Here is a 17,730-nt window from a genome sequence, read left to right on the forward strand (position 1 = left end):
GCATCACGCGGCGATCTGCAACGTTCGATCGCCGCGTGATGCATAAAAATGCGACAAGGCGGGGTGGCGCGCGGCTCCTCGATGCGTGCGCCACCCGGTCTTGTCGCCCATGACACGGCGCGCGCACCATCGTCATCGGATTATCATCGTCGGCCTTGCCGTGATCGTCCGGGTGCTGCACTCTCCGCCGGCGTGCCGTCTCGATTTGCCGGAGGGTGACGTGCTGGCGATTTTTCTGCTCGCTCTGTTCTTACCATTCTCGGCGCGTGCCGCGCCGCCCGCAACGCCCTCCCCGCCGGACGCGGGACCGATGGGCGCGCGCTTTCCGGATGTCGACGTCGTCGCCACCGCCGTGCGTGATCGCGGTTTTCCCTGCTCGCGTCCGAGTTCGATCGGCCATGATGCCGCCGCAAGCCGGCCCGATCGCGACGCATGGGTCATCACCTGCAGCGAGGGCCGCTATCGCGTGATTTACGAAGGTGATACGGGAGCGCAGGTCACACCCGAGCGCTGATCGCGGGCGCGCCCTCGCCAGCCACGACGGAACGTCCGGTCCGGACCGCGTTTTGCATCGATGTACAATGCGCCATGAGGGCGGGCATCCGGAGCGCCCGCTCGCTGGCCGATGACCGATACACCGCCCAACGTCCATTCACAGCACGATCGTTCCCATCCGCATGGCCTACGCCCAGTCTTACAGACGACTAGCCGCTTCCCCGGTCATCAACCTGCCGGCGGTGTTCTTTTTCGTCGGCGTGATCCTTTGCGGCTTCGGCGGCGCCATGCTCATTCCCGCATTGTTCGACGTCGCCGAAAGCAACGACGACTACCGTGTCTTCATTACCTGCGCGGCGATCTCCATATTCGTCGGCCTCAGCCTGGCGCTGGCCTTTCATCGCCATCGCTCGTCGATGGGCATCCGTGAAGTCATGCTGACCGTCCCGGCGACGTGGATGACGGTCGTCGCCTTTGCCGCCCTGCCCTTCGTTTTTTCCAGTCTCCATCTGCCTTACGTTGATGCGGTGTTCGAGACCATGTCCGGGGTCACCGCCACCGGCTCGACGGTGATCGTCGGTCTCGATACCGCTCCCACCGGCCTGCTGCTCTGGCGCTGGCTGCTGATCTGGCTGGGCGGCTTTGGCTTCGTAACCCTCGCCGTTCTCGTCCTGCCGTTCCTGCGGATCGGCGGCCAGCAGTTGTTCGTCATCGACCTCTCGGCGCAGGCGGGGAAGTTCGTCCCGCGCATGATCGACCTCGTGCTCAACATCGCCCTGGTCTACCTCGCGATCACCGTCGGCGGCGCCATCGCCTACCGCCTCGAAGGCATGAGTACATTCGATGCCATCGGCCATTCAATGGCCGCGGTCGCCACCGGCGGTTTTTCGTCGCATGATGCCGGCATCGGCTATTTCAAGAGCCCGGCGATCGAATGGACCGCATCGGTGCAGATGCTGTTGAGCGCGTTGCCGTTCTCGCTTTACATCGAAGCCTTGCGTCGGGGTCCGCGCGCACTCACGCAAGACGCACAGGTGCGTCTGTTCCTGGCGATCATCGGCTCGGCCGTTTTCAGCCTGTTCCTGTGGCGCGTCGCCTGGAACGAGGCGCCGATCATCGAGGCGCTACGCGAAGCGACGTTCAACGTTGTCTCGATCATCACCACCACCGGCTTCACCTCGCAGGACTTCAGCCAGTGGGGCGGATTCGCCCAGGTGCTGCTCTTGTCGTTGATGCTTGTCGGCGGCTGCACCGGCTCCACCGCCGGTGGGATCAAGATGTTCCGGCTCTGTCTGATGCTGAGTGGCCTGCGCGCCCAGACCCACCGCCAGATCTATCCGCACGGCAGCTTCGTCGTCACCTATAACCGCGCTCCCGTCGTCGACGCCGTGCGCGCCGGCGTCAGTCTTTATGTCTTCGTCTATACCTCAACGTTCCTGCTCTTCGCGCTGGCGCTGTCGTTTTGCGGGCTCGGCCTGGACGCGGCGCTCGGCGGCTCCGCTACCGCGCTCGGCGGCGTCGGACCGGGACTGGGATCGACGATCGGCCCTTGCTGCACCTTCGCTCCGCTACCCGAAGCGGCAAAATGGCTGCTGACGATCGAGATGCTCGCCGGCCGCCTCGAAATTCTCACCCTCGTCATCCCGCTCACCCGCACCTTCTGGCGCACCTGACGGACGGGCCGCCGGAAGGTCTCCGCGTTCTGCTCGTCCCGAGTGTCGGATCCGGGGCGCGGGCAATCGCAGCGCGCCAAAGCAACCGGCACGTCGAAGCGACGATTGACATAATCCCCCATATGAGGGTAACTAATCTCTAGGTGCGCGAAAGCGCAGGAAGTTAGATTGTCGTAGCGGGTTTCAGTTTTCGCTTCATTTTACCCGTTAGAGCAAACGACAGGCTCGGGCGACGATCCCTCCTCTTATCGCGTCAGCCGTGGGATGACGAGCCTGCACACACGCAACATGTCAACCGACGGAAGGAGGAAATCGCCGGCGCCGCAACCACGTTTTCTCGTCCTCGGGCCGTTGCGGCCCCGATCCGTCGATGGTTGGCCGTGTACCTTCTCGACTGACCCGGGCACGCCGTTCGATGGGGTGATCATCGCCGATGCCGCGTCTGGACACGATGTCGAGCGGCTGTTGCGCCAAAGACGGGCCTGGCTTTGCCCCGTTGCCGATCTCACCACGGCGCCGCTGTGGTTTGCCGACGTGCATACCGGGGATATCTCGACCGCGCATCTGCGATCGGCGCTCGAGCGATGCAACGCGATCGTCGATATGCTTGCCGCACTGCCGACGACGATCGTCGACGCCGATGAGCCGAACGTCCTGCTGCTTGCCCGCATGTATTCCCGGCAGCAGCCACTGACTCCCCAGTACCATGGCGCCTCGCCGCAGCTCTTGCGCTACCCGCTCGCCGGCATTCTCGCCGATCCCGCCTCCCTGGCCGAGCCACTCGTCGCCTCGGGATGGCTGTCCCGCACACTCTTCGACCGGCTTCATGTCTGCCCGAACTGCGGATCGTCGCGGCTGAATGTCCGCGAGGAATGCGCGGCCTGCCGTTCACCCGACCTGCTTGAAGAGCAACTGGTCCACCATTACCGCTGTTCGCATCAGAGCATCGAGCGGCATTTCGTGCAGGGCGACAAGCTCGTCTGTCCGAAATGCCGGGCAACGCTGCGGCATTTCGGCGTCGACTACGACCGGCCGGGCTCAGCCACCGTCTGCCGCACCTGTGCCCACGTCGAATCCGAGGCGGAAATCGGTTTTATCTGCATCGATTGCGCCGTCGTGCATCGCGCCATCTCGGTCTCGACTCGCGACTGGCACACCTACGCGTTGACCCCCGCCGCCGAGGGTCGCCTGTTAGGTGGTGATTTGCGGACGCTCAAAGTCGGTTCTGCCCTCGAGAATGAGACGTTTCACGCCCTGGCCGAGCACTGGATGCGCATCCGCTCGCGCTATGGACGGCCGGCCACGGTGCTCCGCCTCGCCTTCACCCGCGGCGAGCAGGCGCAAGCGGAGATCGGTAGCCGGGATCTGGCCATGAGCAAGAGTCAGGCGATTGAGATCGTGCGCGGCGAACTGCGCGATACGGACCTCATTCTCGAGGCCAAGGACGGACTGCTCATCGTCCTGCCCGAAACCAACGCCACCGCCGGCGAGGCCGCCCAGCGCCGGCTGCTCGCCCGCCTGTCCGCCACCCTCGCGTTCGACCTTGGCATCGATATCCGCCCGATCGATCCGGACACATACCTCTCGCGCCCAGAGGAGCGGCAATGAGCGATTTCGACCCAACGTGGCTATTGCTCAATCTGGATACTCCCACCTTGGTCTCGACGCTGTTGATCGCGCTGCTGCTCGATGTGCCGCGCTATACGTTTGCCTTTCTTGCCATCGCCGTCAGCGACCGTTTTTCGCGCAACCACAATCGGCAACGCGGCCGGAAGCCCGCGCAGCCCCTGGTCACCGTCATCCTTGCCGGTCATAACGAATCCGCCGCCGTCGCCCGTTGCGTTCGCTCCTTGCGCGAACAGAGCTATCGGCGCATCGAAATCGTCTGCGTCGACGACGGCTCCTCCGATGGAATGAAGCGGGAACTCCGGCGCCTGCGAGGAAACGACCAGATCGATGCCGCCTTCACCACCCGGCTTCGCTGCGGCCAGTCGAGCGCTGTCAACCTCGGGTTTTCCGCGGCACGTGGCGAAATCATTCTCGTCACCGACTGCGACTGCACCTTCGATCACGATGCCATCGCCCATATGGTCGCGGCGTTCGACCATCCTCGGGTGGGAGCGGTCGCCGGCAACGTCGGGATCCGCAACACCGGCTGTTCGATGCTGGCCGCATTGCAGGCTGTCGAATACCTGATGTGCATCTCCATCGGTAAACGGATCATGGAGACCTTCGGCCAGGTCACCTGCGTATCGGGAGCCTTCGGCGCCTTTCGCCGTCGCGCCTTCATCGAGGTCGGCGGATTCGATAGCGGTGCCGGCGAGGATCTCGACATCACGCTGCGCCTGCGCCGGGCCGGCTGGCAAATCCGCTTCGCCGATCAGGCCTGGTGCCTGACGGACGCGCCCGAAAGCCTCGCACGGTTCGTTCGCCAACGGCTGCGATGGGAACGCGACGCTCTACGCCTGCGCCTGCGCAAGCATCGCCAGACGATCAATCCCGCCAGCCGCAGCCTGCGGACCAGCGAGCTGTTCCACCAGTTCGAGTTCGTCCTGGGACACGTCGGCCTGACCTTCGCATTTCCGCTCTATGTCGGCTGGCTGGTGTTCACGTTCGGTGGCGGCGCGGTATCGATCCTCGTGCTCGTCACCGTGTTTTACATGCTGCTCGATGCCATCGCCGTGATCTGCGCCCTTGCCAGCTCTGATCGCCCAGACGCCTGGCGGCTGCTGCCGTACGTGATCATCTATGGTCCGTTCCAGACCTATCTGGTACGCAGCGTCCGGCTCTACGCCTACGTTCAGGAGCTGGTTTTCCGGCGCTCCTACCACGACAACTATGTACCGGCACGTGTTCTGGCCGAGGTACCACGGTATTGATCCGTCGGCTGCGCGACAGACGAAGCGTCGATCGCATCCCCATCGACCTGCGCCGCCGGCGCGGCCGCGGCGGACAATGGGTTTACCTCGCGCTGCTGTTCGGGTTTTTCCTCTGGCTCGCCGATCTGGTGATCGGACCGCTTCTCCGACTGGAAGCGGGAGGCTTGGTCATCGCCGAGCATGTCTCGATCGGCGTTCCGTTCACCGCCCAGGTCAAGGAGGTCGCCGTCGTGCCGGGTGCCGCGGTGAAGGCCGGTGACAAACTCGCCCAGGTAAATTCTCTCGATCTGTCCCTCAGCATTGCCACCTTGACGGCGCGCAACGCCGAACTGCTGGCGAAGCGCGCCGAGATCCAGCAACGCGCGCGCGTCGCGGCGGCCGTTCTGCCCATCGCCCGCGACCGCGAACACCAGGCCGACCTCGCGCTCGAGCGCATCCGCAGCGCCCGCGACGGCGGGAATGTCTCGCTCGCCACCTGGTCGATGGCGCTATCGGAACGATTCACCGCCAGCGAGCGGGTGGCGGTGCTGCAGGCCGAGGCATTCACCGCGGATTCCAGCATCAATGCCGTCGACGCCGCCTTGACCGATACGACGCAGGCGCTCGATCAGATGAGCCGAACCTACGGCGATGGCGTCCTCGTCGCCCCGGAGGACGGCATTGTCGGTTTCGGAACCGCCCGCCCGGGCGACGTGTTGACCGTCGGCCAGCCGCTGATGGTGCTTTACGGTCACGAACACTACGTCCTCGCCTACCTCGAAACCGGAACGCTCTATTCGCTGTCGGTCGGCGACGAGGTCCAGATCACCGACGGCTTTCATCGTTCCACAGGCCGTATCGCCGATATCCTGCCGGTCGCCGAACAGCTTCCGGAAGAGTTTCGCAAGATCTTCCAACCGCGCGGCCGCAGTCAGGTCGCGCGTATCACCCTGTTGCACGGGGTGGACTTCCCGCTGTTCTCCAAAGTCTCGATCAGCGGCATCGGCTGGCTGTCCCCGGGCACGTTCATCCGCGTCTGGCTGGATAACCTGCTTCAAGACAAGACAAATGCCCCCAGGCCGACGACACCCGCCACAGGGCCCTCGGCGTCGTGAGCGAACGGCGGCGATGCTGCCGCACCTATGGGCGGCCCATCCGGATTTGCGGCTCGCTTGCATTTAGCGGCAATAGCGGATAGCGAGATGGGGTGATGAGTTCCACTCCCCCTTCACCGGTGCACGTCGTCGGCGGCGGTCTTGCCGGCTGTGAGGCGGCGTGGCAGCTCGCCGTCGCCGGCGTGCCGGTCGTCCTCCACGAGATGCGCCCGTCTCGCATGACGCCGGCTCACCAGACGGGCGACCTCGCCGAATTGGTCTGCTCCAACTCATTCCGCTCGGACGACGCCGAGGCGAGCGCCATCGGGCTGCTGCATGCGGAAATGCGGTGCGCCCGCTCGCTGATCATCGCCACCGCAGACGATCACAGGGTTCCCGCGGGCAGCGCGCTCGCCGTCGATCGCACCGGCTTCAGCGCCGCCGTCGCCGCCGCGATCGCCGGCCATCCCCTGATCGAGGTCCGGCGCGAGGAGGTGGTTGCCGACCCGCCGACGGACTGGGAGAACATCATCATCGCCACCGGCCCACTGACCTCCGCGCCGCTCGCCGACTGGCTGCGGGCGCTGACCGGCGAGGATGCGCTGGCGTTCTTCGATGCGATCGCGCCGATCGTCTATCACGACAGTATCGACTTCACCAAGGCATGGCGCCAGTCACGCTACGACAAGGGCAACGGCGATGACTACGTCAACTGCCCCTTGAGCCGCGTTGAATACGAGGCGTTCATTGCGGCGCTGCGCACGGCCGAAACCACGCCACTACGCGACTGGGAGCGCGAGACCCCCTACTTCGAAGGCTGCCTGCCGATCGAGGTGATGGCGGAGCGCGGCCCGCAGACACTGGCCTTCGGGCCAATGAAGCCGGTCGGCCTGCGCAATCCGCATGACGACAACCAACGGCCCTATGCCGTGGTCCAGCTTCGTCAGGACAATGCGCTGGGCAGTCTCTATAATATCGTCGGCTTTCAGACCAAGCTGAAGCACGGAGAGCAGGTCCGCCTGTTCCGCACCATTCCCGGCCTCGAGCACGCCGAATTCGCCCGGCTGGGTGGCCTGCACCGCAATACCTTCGTTAATGCCCGCAAAGTGCTCGACGAGACACTGCGCTTGCGCGCACGGCCCACGGTCCGGCTCGCCGGGCAGATCACCGGCTGCGAAGGCTACGTCGAGAGTGCCGCCATCGGCCTGCTCGCCGGGCGATTCACCGCCGCGGAACGACGCGGCTCACCGCCGCAGCGCCCTCCGGCCACCACCGCCCTCGGCGCGCTGCTGCGCCACCTCACCGATCACGCGACCAGCGAGACGTTTCAGCCGATGAATGTCAACTTCGGGCTGTTTCCGCCGCTCAATTTCGATGCCGCACTGAAGCTGCGCCCACGCGGAGCCGAGCGTAAGCGCGCGCTCACCGCTCGCGCCCGCGACGACCTCGGAGCATGGATCGGCGAGGAAGAAGAGGTCGGCCTCAGTGGTCAAGCCAGGGGCACCGGAGCATCGTCGCCCGGTTCCTAGCCCGTCTGCTTTCGGCTTCTTGCCTCGACGATGCAGGGATGGAAGCCGTGGCGGCTCTCAATCCAGGGCTTGCTGGCAACCTTGTTGAGATTGGCCGGCCCGCCTGCAAGCACTTCGTCGAACAGTTCGGCGGCAAATTCGCAGTAGGTATCGCCGCGCAAGCGCACGTCCTTGGACGCGTCGTTCGCGAGCTTGGTGATGAATGCGTTCAGCCGTGGCTCGGCCTTGTTGCCGTGTGTCTTGACAAACATCGTCTGCAGCGCCCTCCCGCGCTGGGTCAAGACCGTCTGATAGTCGGTAACGAAGGTATTGTAGCGTTGGCGCTCACCGCAACTCAACGCCGCGACCATCATTTCCGTCTGCAGCACACGGACATTCAATGCCGCGAGATCGCCGTCCGTCGCGCACATCTGCGCCTTCTGCTTGGTCGCGGCGAAGCCCGGCGAAGCGGCGATCGACAACATCAAGACCGCGCCCATTCCCCGTCCCGCCCATCGATGACGGCATCTGTTGCGCCTGCGCATCGCCATATCTCCTCGCCAGCACCTGTCGGGACAGGTATGACATCGTTAAAATTCTGCGGCAACGCGGCAAGAGGCGGCATTCATTCGCTCCACGCGATTGTTGCGCCAGTGTAACAGTTGCTGGCTGGTTTACGCGGATCGGTTGCCGCACTGCAAAAAGCTCGGCAAGATGCCCGCAGCGCGACGACCAACCAACGATCGGAATGAGATGAAACGCTTTCTTCGCTACGGTCTCCTCATCCTCGCCGGCTGCTTCGCTGCGGCGTCAGGCGACATGGTGCGTCCCACCGCAGCCGACGCGGCGCCGATCGCGGCGAAAACCATCAATGCCACCAAGAACTTATTTCAGGCCGTCTATGCCGATGACATGGCGGGGGTGCGTTCCAGCATTGATGACGGCGCCGATATCGACGCCCATGACCGCTGGGGAATGACGCCCGCCGATATTGCCATTGACCGCGGCCACTTCCGAATCGCCCACTTCCTCGTCTCCGTCCGCAACGTCCGCCGCAACCAAAGCGGGCAGGCCGAGGCAGCCGCGCTTCACGCCCCGCCAGTGGCAATGACCGCCCCCGGCGGCGCGTTACCGGTGAATCAGTCACCGGCGAAAGCTGCAGCGCCGGCGATCGATTCGCTGTCGGTGTCGAGCGGCCAGGCCGAACCCGCGGCATGGCCGGCCGGAACGCCCAATCCGTTCGATCCCGCGACACCGGCTCCCGGCTCTCAACTCCGCATCGCAGCCCCCAACAGCATGACTCGCTGAGCGCGCGGCGGTCTTGCTCCGGGGCAGTGTCCGGCGGGCGATCGGTGGCGGGTCAAAAGCGTCCGCGCGCACGGGCAAGCGACGTCCAGATGATCCGCGCCGGTGCCGGCGCCTGCACGCGACGATCAAATGGATCGAATCCAGATCGCCGCAGACGCCTGAGATAAAGATCGGCGAGCGTCGCCGGAAGCAACACCGGCAGGCCCCGCGCGTCGATACCCGCGCGCCGGTCTCGCGCACGTCTCAGGTGATCATCGGCACTTTCGGCGATCCGGGCAACGACACGCGCTACACCCTCCCGCCCGGCCCGATCGAGCGACGCCGGATCAGACGATGCCCGGTTAAGCAACGCTTCGACGTCGAGACCGGCTTGGCGCGTCAGTTCCTGCGGCAGATAAAGGTGTCCGCCACCGAGGTTGAACGGCAGCGCACGAAGCAGCCCGACCAGCGCCCAGGCAATGCCGACCTCGCGCGCCGCGGCCCGCGTCTCCTCGTCGGTGACGCCGAGAACCTGCAGCCCGGCGGCAGCGGGTTCGGCCGAGGTCGCATCGGCGTACTCGATCAGGTCGCCCACGGTTTCGGGCGCACTGGCGTCCAGATCGAAGGCGCGGGCGCGAAGAATACGATCCAACCGCCGCCGCTCAATGCCAAACCGCCGCATCGCCTCGGCCAGAGGCCCCGCGACGGGATGCGTCGGCTGACCGCCAGCATCGATCGCATCCAGTGTATCGGCCCACCAGCGGAGTCGGATATGCCCGAGAAGCGGCTCGCGCACCGTCTCACGGATGCGCGCCACCTCTAGATTGAACGCATAGACCGCCATCAGGCCCTCGCGTTCGTCGGCTGGCGCGAAGACTGCGCACAGGAACCGATCGTTGTCGTAGCGCCGCATCAGATCGGCGCAGTAAGAAAGAGGCATTGGGACCATCGCGGTGTTCAGGAACACGATCGGGAGCACAACCGTTCGCCGGGCGTTCCCCACCATGAATGGTTAGCGAAAGACGGGCAAGCTGATGAGACCACGCTCAGATCCCGACTTTTCGCTGATGCCCACGCTCTTCGCGCCCGACCAGCGAGCCGCCGTGCGCGCCTTCGGCCATTATGTCCGCCTCGCTGAGGACATCGCCGACAATCCCGCGCTTGCACGGGTTCAAAAGCTTGAGCGGCTGGAGGCGCTGGAACGGCGGCTCGACGACGAAGCCGCCGCTTGCTGGTCGAAGGAAGCCCACGCGGCAGCCGACAGCCTGCGCCGGGCACTCGCCGGGCACGCGGTCTCGAGCCAGCACCCGCACCACCTGCTGCAAGCGTTCCGTCGCGACGTCGAGGGCCACGCGTGCGCGACATGGCGCGATCTCATGGCCTACTGCCAGTTCTCCGCCGCGCCCATCGGTCGCCTCATGCTCGAATTGGTGGGCGAGGACATCAGTCGCTGCGCAGCGAAGGCCGACGCACTGTGCGCGGCGCTGCGCATTCTCAAGCAACTGCGCGACTGCGAGGATCGCAGCGTTGCCTTCAATCGTCTGTGCATTCCCCGCCAATTCCTTGACGATGCGATGATCACGCCGGCGCACCTGCGGGCACCGTCGGCAAAGGGTCAGACTCGCGCCGTTCTCGACCGCGTGCTTGACGGAGTCGAAAGCCTGCTCGCCGAGGCCGCGCCGCTGCCGCGTCTGTTGCGCGACCGCGGCATGGCGATCCACACCGCCATCGTCTTGTGCCGGGCGCGACGGCTCGTCCGCCGCTTTCGTCATCACGACCCCCTGCGCGAACGGGTCGGCCTTGCCGGCTGGCAGCGTCTGATCTGCCACTGGATCGGAACCGTCCGCGGCATCGTCCGTTGGTAAAGCACAAGGCGCCTCGGGCGGCGTGTCGTACCCTGGGCGCTTTTCTTCGGCAGCGTGAGGCCATATGTTCTCGCGACCGTCAGATCGATAACCCCAGGGACCGAGGGACCGATGGCATTTGAACTTCCGCCGTTGCCTTATGCGAAAGATGCGCTGGCGCCGTACATCTCGGCGAACACGCTCGATTTTCATCACGGCAAGCACCATCAGGCTTACGTGACCAACCTCAACAACCTCACCAAGGATTCGCCCCTCGCCGCGAAGAGCCTGGATGAGGTGATCCTCGCCGTCGCCGGCGATGCCGGCAAGGTCGGCGTCTTCAACAACGCCGCGCAAGTCTGGAATCACACCTGCTACTGGCACTGCATGAAGCCGGGTGGCGGCGGCAAGCCGGCGGGAACCATCGCTTCGGCGATCGACCAAGCGTTTGGATCGTACGAGAAATTCGTCGAAGAGTTCAAGAATGCGTGCGTAACCCAATTCGGCAGCGGCTGGGGCTGGCTGGTCGCCGACAAGGGGGCCTTGAAGATCGTCAAGACCGGCAATGCCGATCTGCCGATGGCTCATGGCCAGACGGCGCTGCTCACCTGTGATATCTGGGAGCACGCCTACTATCTCGATTATCAGAATCGCCGTCCCGACTACGTCCAGACCTTCCTTGACCATCTGGTGAACTGGGACTTCGTCACCGAGAGCCTGGCCAAGGCGTAGCTGTCTCGTTTGCGGATCGTCGGGGCCTGGTCGCTGCGATCGGGCCTCGTCGCGTCCCATGCACGTCTCTCAAGCACGCCCCGCGACTCTTTCTTAAATCGGCGCGCAGGCTGGCTTCCTGCCGTCAGTCGACGGCGATGAGCGCCGCCGCCACCTCCCGGCCTTCCAGCGCGAGCACGTTGAACGTCCGGCAGGCGGCGCCGGTGTCCATCCACTCGACGGCGACGCCGCGCTGGCGCATCTGCGCGTCGAGCACCGTCGACCGGCCTTCCAGCCGTGGACCGCAACCGATGATCAGCAGCCGCGGCCGCGCGCTCTCGAGAAATCCGGCCAGGGATTCGACGGGGGCCCCGGAAGACAGATCGGACAGATCGGCGATGCGCGCAGCCGGCCAGGCGAGCGTGCGCGTCGCGCCCACCAGCACCGAGCCCTCATAGCGCACGCCCGAGACCTTGAAACCGCCGCCGCCATAGCGCTCGACGATTTGCAGGCCGGCGGCGCGGTTCCCGCGCGAGGGCTTCGACGTTGGCGCCAGGGGGGGCTTGGGTGGCTGATCGTCGGAGGACGCGGACATCGGCGCGCGCCAGCAGCCTAAGGTGTCTGCGTCTGCGTCGCCGGCACCTCGTCCTTGGCAGCGATGTGGCGGACGTTGAGGTAGAGAAGGAGCGCCGAGGCGACAAAGATCGATGAATAGGTGCCGACGACGATGCCCCAGATCATCGCGATACTGAAGCCGCGCAACACCTCGCCGCCGAAGAAATAAAGGGCGAGTAGCGCCAGCAGCGCCGTGGCGCTGGTCAACGTTGTGCGCGACAAGGTCTGGTTGACCGAGAGGTCGAGCAGGTCACGCAGGGGCATGGTCTTGTACTTGCGCAGGTTCTCGCGCACCCGGTCGAACACCACCACAGTATCGTTGATCGAATACCCGGCGATGGTCAGCAGGGCGGCGACGCTGGTTAGGTTGAACTCGAGACCGAGCAGCGCGAACAGGCCGATCGCCGAGATGATGTCATGGACCTCGGCGATGACGGCGCAGATGCCAAACTGCCATTCAAAGCGGAACCAGATGTAGATGACGATGGCGACGATCGCGGCGGCGAGGGCGAGCATTCCCTGCCAGAACAGCTCGCTGCTGACCTGTGGGCCGACGACTTCCGTGCGCTCGTAGCTCACTCCGGGTCCGAGGGCCTCGCGCAGTTTCGCTACTGCCGCCTGCTGCGCCGCCTCGCCGCCTTCCTGCTTCTCGATGCGGATCAGCACGTCGTCGTCGCGGCCGAAATTCTGCAGCGAGACTTCGCCCAGCTCCAAGTTTTCCAGCGCCGAGCGCATGTGCGACAGATCGGCCGGGCCTTGCGTACGGGCCTCGATGAGGATGCCGCCCTTGAAGTCGATCCCGTAGTTCAGTCCCTTGACGGCGAACAGCAGGATCGAGGCGACGATCATGGCGAGGGAGATGGCGAAGTTGACCTTGTGCATCGCCATGAAGCGGATTTTGGTATCCGGCGGAACCAGGCGCAAACCGCGGAACATCGGCGATAATCCTCAGATCGGCAGGAGCTGCGGACGTGTCCGCCGCAGCCAGGTAACCACGATCAGCCGGGTGACCGTGACCGCGGTGAACATCGTGGTGAGGATGCCGAACGAAAGCGTCACGGCAAAGCCGCGCACCGGCCCCGAGCCGAAAATATAGAGCAGGCAGCCGGCGATCAGGGTTGTCAGGTTGGCATCGATGATCGTCGTCATCGCCCGGGAAAAGCCGGCGTCGATCGCCGAGATCGGCGTTCGCCCGGCGCGGGCCTCCTCGCGGATATGCTCGAAGATCAGCACGTTGGAATCGACCGCCATGCCGACGGTGAGCACGATGCCGGCGATGCCCGGCAGGGTCAGGGTCGCCCCCAGCACCGACATGCAGGCGAGCAGCAAGAGGATGTTGACGGCGAGCGCGAGGTTGGCGAACAGCCCGAACAGCCCGTAGCAGAGCACCATGAAGACGACGACGGCAACAGTGCCGACGATGCTGGCGAGCTTGCCGGCGGCGATCGAATCGGCGCCGAGCCCGGGGCCGACGCTACGCTCCTCGATCACCTCGAGCGGCGCCGGCAGGGCGCCCGCGCGCAGCAGCAGCGCCAGATCCTGCGCCTCGGCCACGGTGAAGCTGCCGCTGATGATGCCCGAGCCGCCGAGGATCGGCTCGCGGATGTTGGGGGCGCTGATCACCTGACCGTCAAGGACAATCGCCAGTTGCTTGCCGACGTTGTGGCTGGTGACGTCGCCGAAGCGCTTGCCGCCGGCGGCATCGAAGCGGAACGAGACCACCGGCGCGCCTTGCGAAAAGCTCGGCTCGGCGTCGACGAGGTTCTCGCCGCTGACCATCACCCGCTTGCGCACGACCAAGCGCGGCTCGGCGCCGGCCGGTGCTCTGCGATCGATCAGGGGCAGGACCTCCGATCCCGGCGGTGGCCGGCCGTTCATCGCCTCGGCGGGATCGGCGGTATCATCGACGAGGTGGAAGGTCATCTTCGCCGTTTTGCCGATCAGCGCCTTGATCCGCTGCGGGTCGTCCAGCCCGGGAAGCTGGACAAGAATGCGGCTGGCGCCCTGGCGCTGGATCGTCGGCTCGCGCACCCCGGTCTCGTCGATGCGCCGGCGAATGATCTCGATCGACTGATCGACGGCGGCGCTCTCGCGCTCGCGCACCGCCTTGTCGCTCAGTTCCAGGCGCAGCCGCCCGTCATCGTCCGCCGTCAGCGCCGTATCGGGATCGAGCGCGCGCAACTGCTTCGTCGCTTCCTCGACCTCGGCGGGATCGGCGATCGTCACCGCCACCGCCTGCCCGTCGACGCCGAGCTCGCGGTAGCGGATGCGTGATTCGCGCAACGTGGAGCGAATCGTATCGACGAGCGCGTCAAGCCGGTCGCGCACCACCGCCTCGGTTTCCACCTGCAGCAGCAGGTGCGAGCCGCCCTGCAGGTCGAGACCCAAGGTGATCTGCCGAGTGGGCAGCCACGACGGCAGCGCCTCCAGCTGGTCGCGGCTGAGAAGATTGGGTGCGAACAACAGGGCCGCGAGCCCGCACACGGCGAGCACCATGACCGTCTTCCACCGTGAGAAGTGGAGCATCGCGCGGATCGCCCTCGCCGGATCAGTCGGTCTTGCCGCCGAGGATCTTGCTGAAGCGCGACGTCCGCCCAGCGGGCTTGGCGGGTGGGGCCTCGCTCGCGGGCTCGCCGCCGGACGCTTCGGACGCGCCGTCGTTGGCGGCCTTCACCGCCACGCCCTTCCCCGGCTCCTTGGCCGCGTCCTTGGCGTCGGAGCCGGTGCCGGTGCGGGTGACGATCGCCGAGATGGCTGGGCGCTGGACGCGCACGCGCACGCCCTCGGCGATTTCGACCTGCACCTCGTTATCGTCGACGACCTTGCTCACCGTGCCGATGATGCCGCCGCCGGTGACCACCCGATCGCCGCGACGGATGCCGGCGATCATTTCGCGGTGCTGCTTCATCTTCTTCTGCTGCGGGCGGATCAAAAGGAAATAGAACACGGCGAAGACGAGAACCAGCGGCGCGAGTTGCAACAGCGAATCGGGGGAGGTCGCCGCAGGCGCCGCGTCCTGCGCGAACGCGGTGGAAACAAACATCGAAGACTCCTCAACAGCCCCGGAAGGCCCGGAACGGCGCGACTATAGCCATCCCCCCCGTCGATGCAAACCGGAACGGGGGCGGACAGCCGCGCGGCCAGTGGTTAACGTTCGCAAGGCCGGCAGATCGACCAGGGGTACGCGCTGGACCCGAGAGGGAAAGCAGTAAAGATTCAAGTCCTAATTAAGCGTCCGGGCGACACGGAACCCCAAGACGTTGACCCGAAGGCCGGGATCGTTCCCGCCGCGGATCGCGGAGCGGAGGTACCTCGAACCGCTGCGCCAGGATCCGCCGCGATAGACGCGAGCGCGAGAGGAATGATTTCCTTCTCCGTCCGTCCATGCCGAGCCGTCAGCAGGGGCGCCCTGGTAACTGTCATGCCAGACGTCCTCGACCCACTCCCAGACGTTGCCGTGCATATCGTAAACACCCCAGGCGTTAGGAGGGTAACACCCGACCTCTGTCGTCTTTCCAAGCCAGCGTTCGGCATAATTTGCCTCCTTCGGCATAATCGCATCGCCGAACGCATAACGCGTCGTCGTGCCGGCGCGGCACGCATACTCCCATTCCGCCTCCGTCGGCAGACGATACGGCCGGCCCGTCGCCTTGGCCAGCCATTCAACGTACGCCTGCGCATCCCGCCACGAGACGTTGATCACCGGACGCCGCCCGCGGCCCCAATCCCGGTCGGATGGCCGGTAGCGTGCGCAGCCGCCCGCAGAAACGCAAGCATCCCATTGGTCAAAGGTCAACGCATACCTGCCGATCGCAAAGGGCTCGATCGTCACCGCGTGCTGCGGACCTTCGTCATCGCAACGCCCCCCCTCATACACGGACGAGCCCATCAGAAACCTCCCGCCGGGAAGCGCCACAAGCTCCGGACACCACGGCACGTCGACGTCGCGGAAGACAGTGAAATCGGCATTAGAAGGGCGGCGAATTTGCTGATCACCCACTGACGGCGCGGTCGCGCGGCGTTTGCCCAGGAGGGCGACGACGACGCGCTCGACCTTGCTGGCAACGTCGTCGAACGCCTCATCCTGATCGAGCCACGACGTCACCGCCTTGCCGTCCTTCGGCGCGGCCTGCAATCTGCCGAGCGGCGTGCGGGTCCAGCGGCATGGACGGAGGATAACCGGAATGACGGCCGCCTCACCCCGCGCATGCCGATCGAGCGCCTTCTTCAGTTCTATGCCCCAGCAATACTCCGAGTTGATGAAGCTGGCGCTGATCAGCAGCAAGATGACGTCCGCTGAGGCTAAATTGGCGTCGATCTCCGTGGCCCAGTCGCCACCGGCGTCAATATCGCGGTCGTTCCATTCCGCTATCGAACCATCACGTCGCAGATACGACAGATGCTCGGCAAGCCTCTCGCGAAGCTCCTCGTCCTTGTGTGAATAGGAATAAAACAGTGTGATCATCGTTCGCAGGTTTCACTCGTACCTGTGCATGGTCGGTGGGCCTCCCGATCGTGCGTCGAGATCGAGCGAATCCGGCTCTGCAGGTGCCCCCAAAATCCCGCTCGATCCTGCGGCCAGCCCACGTTCGGGTCAAGATGGCGTAGGGTGGGTCGAGCGAAGTGATACCCGCCATTCCCGGCCGAAGAGGCGGAGACGTTGCGGCCCTGGCGAGCCGCCAAAGTGGAATACGCGTGCGCGCTTTCCACCCTGCAGCACAGGTGGTTGACGCGCGTCGGGATGCTGGTAGCGTGCGGGCATGCTTGATCCGCAGGTCCTGGGGCTGCTCGAACGCCTCGTTGCGGCGGTCGAGCGGGCATGCCCGCCGCCTGCCGTCCCCGTCTCGCTTTACGCCGCCGATGCCTTCGTCTGGCACGCCGAGACCGCCGCGCTCGAGCCAGTCGATTGCGTCAGCCGCGTCGATCTCGCGCTGCTCAAGGGGATCGACCGACAGGCCACCGTGCTGCTCGATAACACCCGGCGCTTCGCCGCCGGCCTGCCGGCCAACAACGCCCTGCTGTGGGGCGCGCGCGGGACCGGCAAGAGCTCGCTGGTCAAGGCGGCGCACGCGGTGGTGCTCGCCGAGAGCCCGGGATCGCTGGCACTGATCGAGATCCACCGCGAGGACATCGCCAGCCTGCCGCGTCTGCTCGCCCGCCTGCGCGACGGAGAGCGGCGCTGCCTTTTGTTCTGCGACGACCTGTCGTTCGACGGCGGCGATGCCGCCTACAAATCGCTGAAGGCGGTGCTTGAAGGCGGGATCGAGGGTCGCCCTTCGAACGTGCTGTTCTACGCCACCTCCAACCGCCGCCACCTGATGCCGCGCGAGATGATCGAAAACGAGCGCTCGACGGCGATCAACCCGGCGGAATCGGTCGAGGAGAAGGTCTCGTTGTCCGATCGCTTCGGACTATGGCTGGGGTTTCACGGCCTCGATCAGGAGACCTACGTTGCCATCGTTGCCGGCTACGCCGAACGTTTCGCCCTCGATCTGCCGGCGGAGACGCTGCGCGCCGAGGCGATCGCCTGGGCGGCGGGACGCGGCGCCCGCTCCGGGCGGGTCGCCTGGCAGTACGTTCAGGACTTGGCCGGCCGCCTCGGCCGGCAGCTCGATTGAACCCCGCGGCGAGGCGACCGGCACCGC

General features: G+C 65.5%; 17 protein-coding genes. 10 read left to right on the forward strand and 7 right to left on the reverse strand.

Annotated elements, in window-relative coordinates; all coding sequences use genetic code 11:
• Positions 1–109 precede the first annotated feature (109 nt).
• The 6 genes from IPK66_11770 to trmFO all read left to right on the forward strand — a co-directional run bounded on the left by IPK66_11770 (position 110) and on the right by trmFO (position 7,649).
• Positions 110–514 carry a hypothetical protein gene (locus IPK66_11770; GenBank protein MBK8175909.1) on the forward strand — a complete coding sequence of 135 codons (405 nt, stop codon included), beginning with the start codon at positions 110–112 and terminating at the stop codon, positions 512–514.
• Between the two features lie 163 nt (positions 515–677).
• A complete protein-coding gene (locus IPK66_11775) occupies positions 678–2,168 on the forward strand; it encodes a TrkH family potassium uptake protein (protein ID MBK8175910.1) in 1,491 nt (496 codons plus the stop codon).
• A gap of 264 nt (positions 2,169–2,432) precedes the next feature.
• Complete coding sequence (locus tag IPK66_11780) at positions 2,433–3,776, forward strand: hypothetical protein (protein ID MBK8175911.1); 1,344 nt, start codon at positions 2,433–2,435, stop codon at positions 3,774–3,776.
• A complete protein-coding gene (locus tag IPK66_11785; protein ID MBK8175912.1) occupies positions 3,773–5,047 on the forward strand; it encodes a glycosyltransferase in 1,275 nt (424 codons plus the stop codon). Before IPK66_11780 ends, IPK66_11785 begins: the two co-directional genes overlap by 4 nt.
• Positions 5,044–6,141 carry a biotin/lipoyl-binding protein gene (locus tag IPK66_11790; protein MBK8175913.1) on the forward strand — a complete coding sequence of 366 codons (1,098 nt, stop codon included), beginning with the start codon at positions 5,044–5,046 and terminating at the stop codon, positions 6,139–6,141. Before IPK66_11785 ends, IPK66_11790 begins: the two co-directional genes overlap by 4 nt.
• A 95-nt stretch (positions 6,142–6,236) precedes the next feature.
• Positions 6,237–7,649 (forward strand): methylenetetrahydrofolate--tRNA-(uracil(54)-C(5))-methyltransferase (FADH(2)-oxidizing) TrmFO, encoded by a 1,413-nt coding sequence (trmFO, locus tag IPK66_11795; protein MBK8175914.1) that lies wholly within the window; start codon positions 6,237–6,239, stop codon positions 7,647–7,649.
• On the opposite strand, the gene IPK66_11800 is transcribed toward trmFO, so the two are convergent.
• Positions 7,646–8,128 carry a hypothetical protein gene (locus IPK66_11800; protein ID MBK8175915.1) on the reverse strand — a complete coding sequence of 161 codons (483 nt, stop codon included), beginning with the start codon at positions 8,126–8,128 and terminating at the stop codon, positions 7,646–7,648. The genes trmFO and IPK66_11800 overlap by 4 nt on opposite strands.
• Positions 8,129–8,381: 253 nt before the next feature.
• Between IPK66_11800 and IPK66_11805 the strand changes: the two genes are divergently transcribed.
• Positions 8,382–8,936 (forward strand): ankyrin repeat domain-containing protein, encoded by a 555-nt coding sequence (locus tag IPK66_11805; GenBank protein MBK8175916.1) that lies wholly within the window; start codon positions 8,382–8,384, stop codon positions 8,934–8,936.
• 52 nt (positions 8,937–8,988) lie between these two features.
• Here IPK66_11805 and IPK66_11810 read toward each other — a convergent pair whose 3' ends face one another.
• Positions 8,989–9,855, reverse strand: coding sequence for a squalene/phytoene synthase family protein (locus IPK66_11810; GenBank protein MBK8175917.1), 867 nt, complete (start codon positions 9,853–9,855; stop codon positions 8,989–8,991).
• Between the two features lie 94 nt (positions 9,856–9,949).
• On the opposite strand from IPK66_11810, the gene IPK66_11815 reads away from it, so the two are divergent.
• The gene (locus tag IPK66_11815; GenBank protein MBK8175918.1) at positions 9,950–10,780 is read left to right on the forward strand and encodes a squalene/phytoene synthase family protein; all 831 of its coding nucleotides are present in this window, start codon (positions 9,950–9,952) and stop codon (positions 10,778–10,780) included.
• Positions 10,781–10,891: 111 nt separating this feature from the next.
• A complete protein-coding gene (locus IPK66_11820) occupies positions 10,892–11,491 on the forward strand; it encodes a superoxide dismutase (protein ID MBK8175919.1) in 600 nt (199 codons plus the stop codon).
• A gap of 124 nt (positions 11,492–11,615) precedes the next feature.
• Here IPK66_11820 and IPK66_11825 read toward each other — a convergent pair whose 3' ends face one another.
• From IPK66_11825 to IPK66_11845, 5 genes are all read right to left on the reverse strand, one after another.
• Positions 11,616–12,065, reverse strand: a complete 450-nt coding sequence (locus IPK66_11825; protein MBK8175920.1) for an Mth938-like domain-containing protein — start codon at positions 12,063–12,065, stop codon at positions 11,616–11,618.
• A 17-nt stretch (positions 12,066–12,082) separates the two neighbouring features.
• Complete coding sequence (secF, locus tag IPK66_11830) at positions 12,083–13,021, reverse strand: protein translocase subunit SecF (GenBank protein ID MBK8175921.1); 939 nt, start codon at positions 13,019–13,021, stop codon at positions 12,083–12,085.
• Between the two features lie 12 nt (positions 13,022–13,033).
• A complete protein-coding gene (gene secD, locus IPK66_11835) occupies positions 13,034–14,611 on the reverse strand; it encodes a protein translocase subunit SecD (GenBank protein MBK8175922.1) in 1,578 nt (525 codons plus the stop codon).
• A gap of 22 nt (positions 14,612–14,633) precedes the next feature.
• Positions 14,634–15,128, reverse strand: coding sequence for a preprotein translocase subunit YajC (yajC, locus tag IPK66_11840; GenBank protein ID MBK8175923.1), 495 nt, complete (start codon positions 15,126–15,128; stop codon positions 14,634–14,636).
• 180 nt (positions 15,129–15,308) lie between these two features.
• Positions 15,309–16,550 carry an SUMF1/EgtB/PvdO family nonheme iron enzyme gene (locus IPK66_11845; GenBank protein ID MBK8175924.1) on the reverse strand — a complete coding sequence of 414 codons (1,242 nt, stop codon included), beginning with the start codon at positions 16,548–16,550 and terminating at the stop codon, positions 15,309–15,311.
• 295 nt (positions 16,551–16,845) lie between these two features.
• Between IPK66_11845 and IPK66_11850 the strand changes: the two genes are divergently transcribed.
• The gene (locus IPK66_11850; protein MBK8175925.1) at positions 16,846–17,703 is read left to right on the forward strand and encodes an ATP-binding protein; all 858 of its coding nucleotides are present in this window, start codon (positions 16,846–16,848) and stop codon (positions 17,701–17,703) included.
• Positions 17,704–17,730: the final 27 nt, after the last annotated feature.

This window comes from Rhodospirillales bacterium (genome assembly GCA_016712595.1).
In the GTDB taxonomy this organism is placed as follows: Bacteria; Pseudomonadota; Alphaproteobacteria; order Rhodospirillales; family Defluviicoccaceae; genus Defluviicoccus.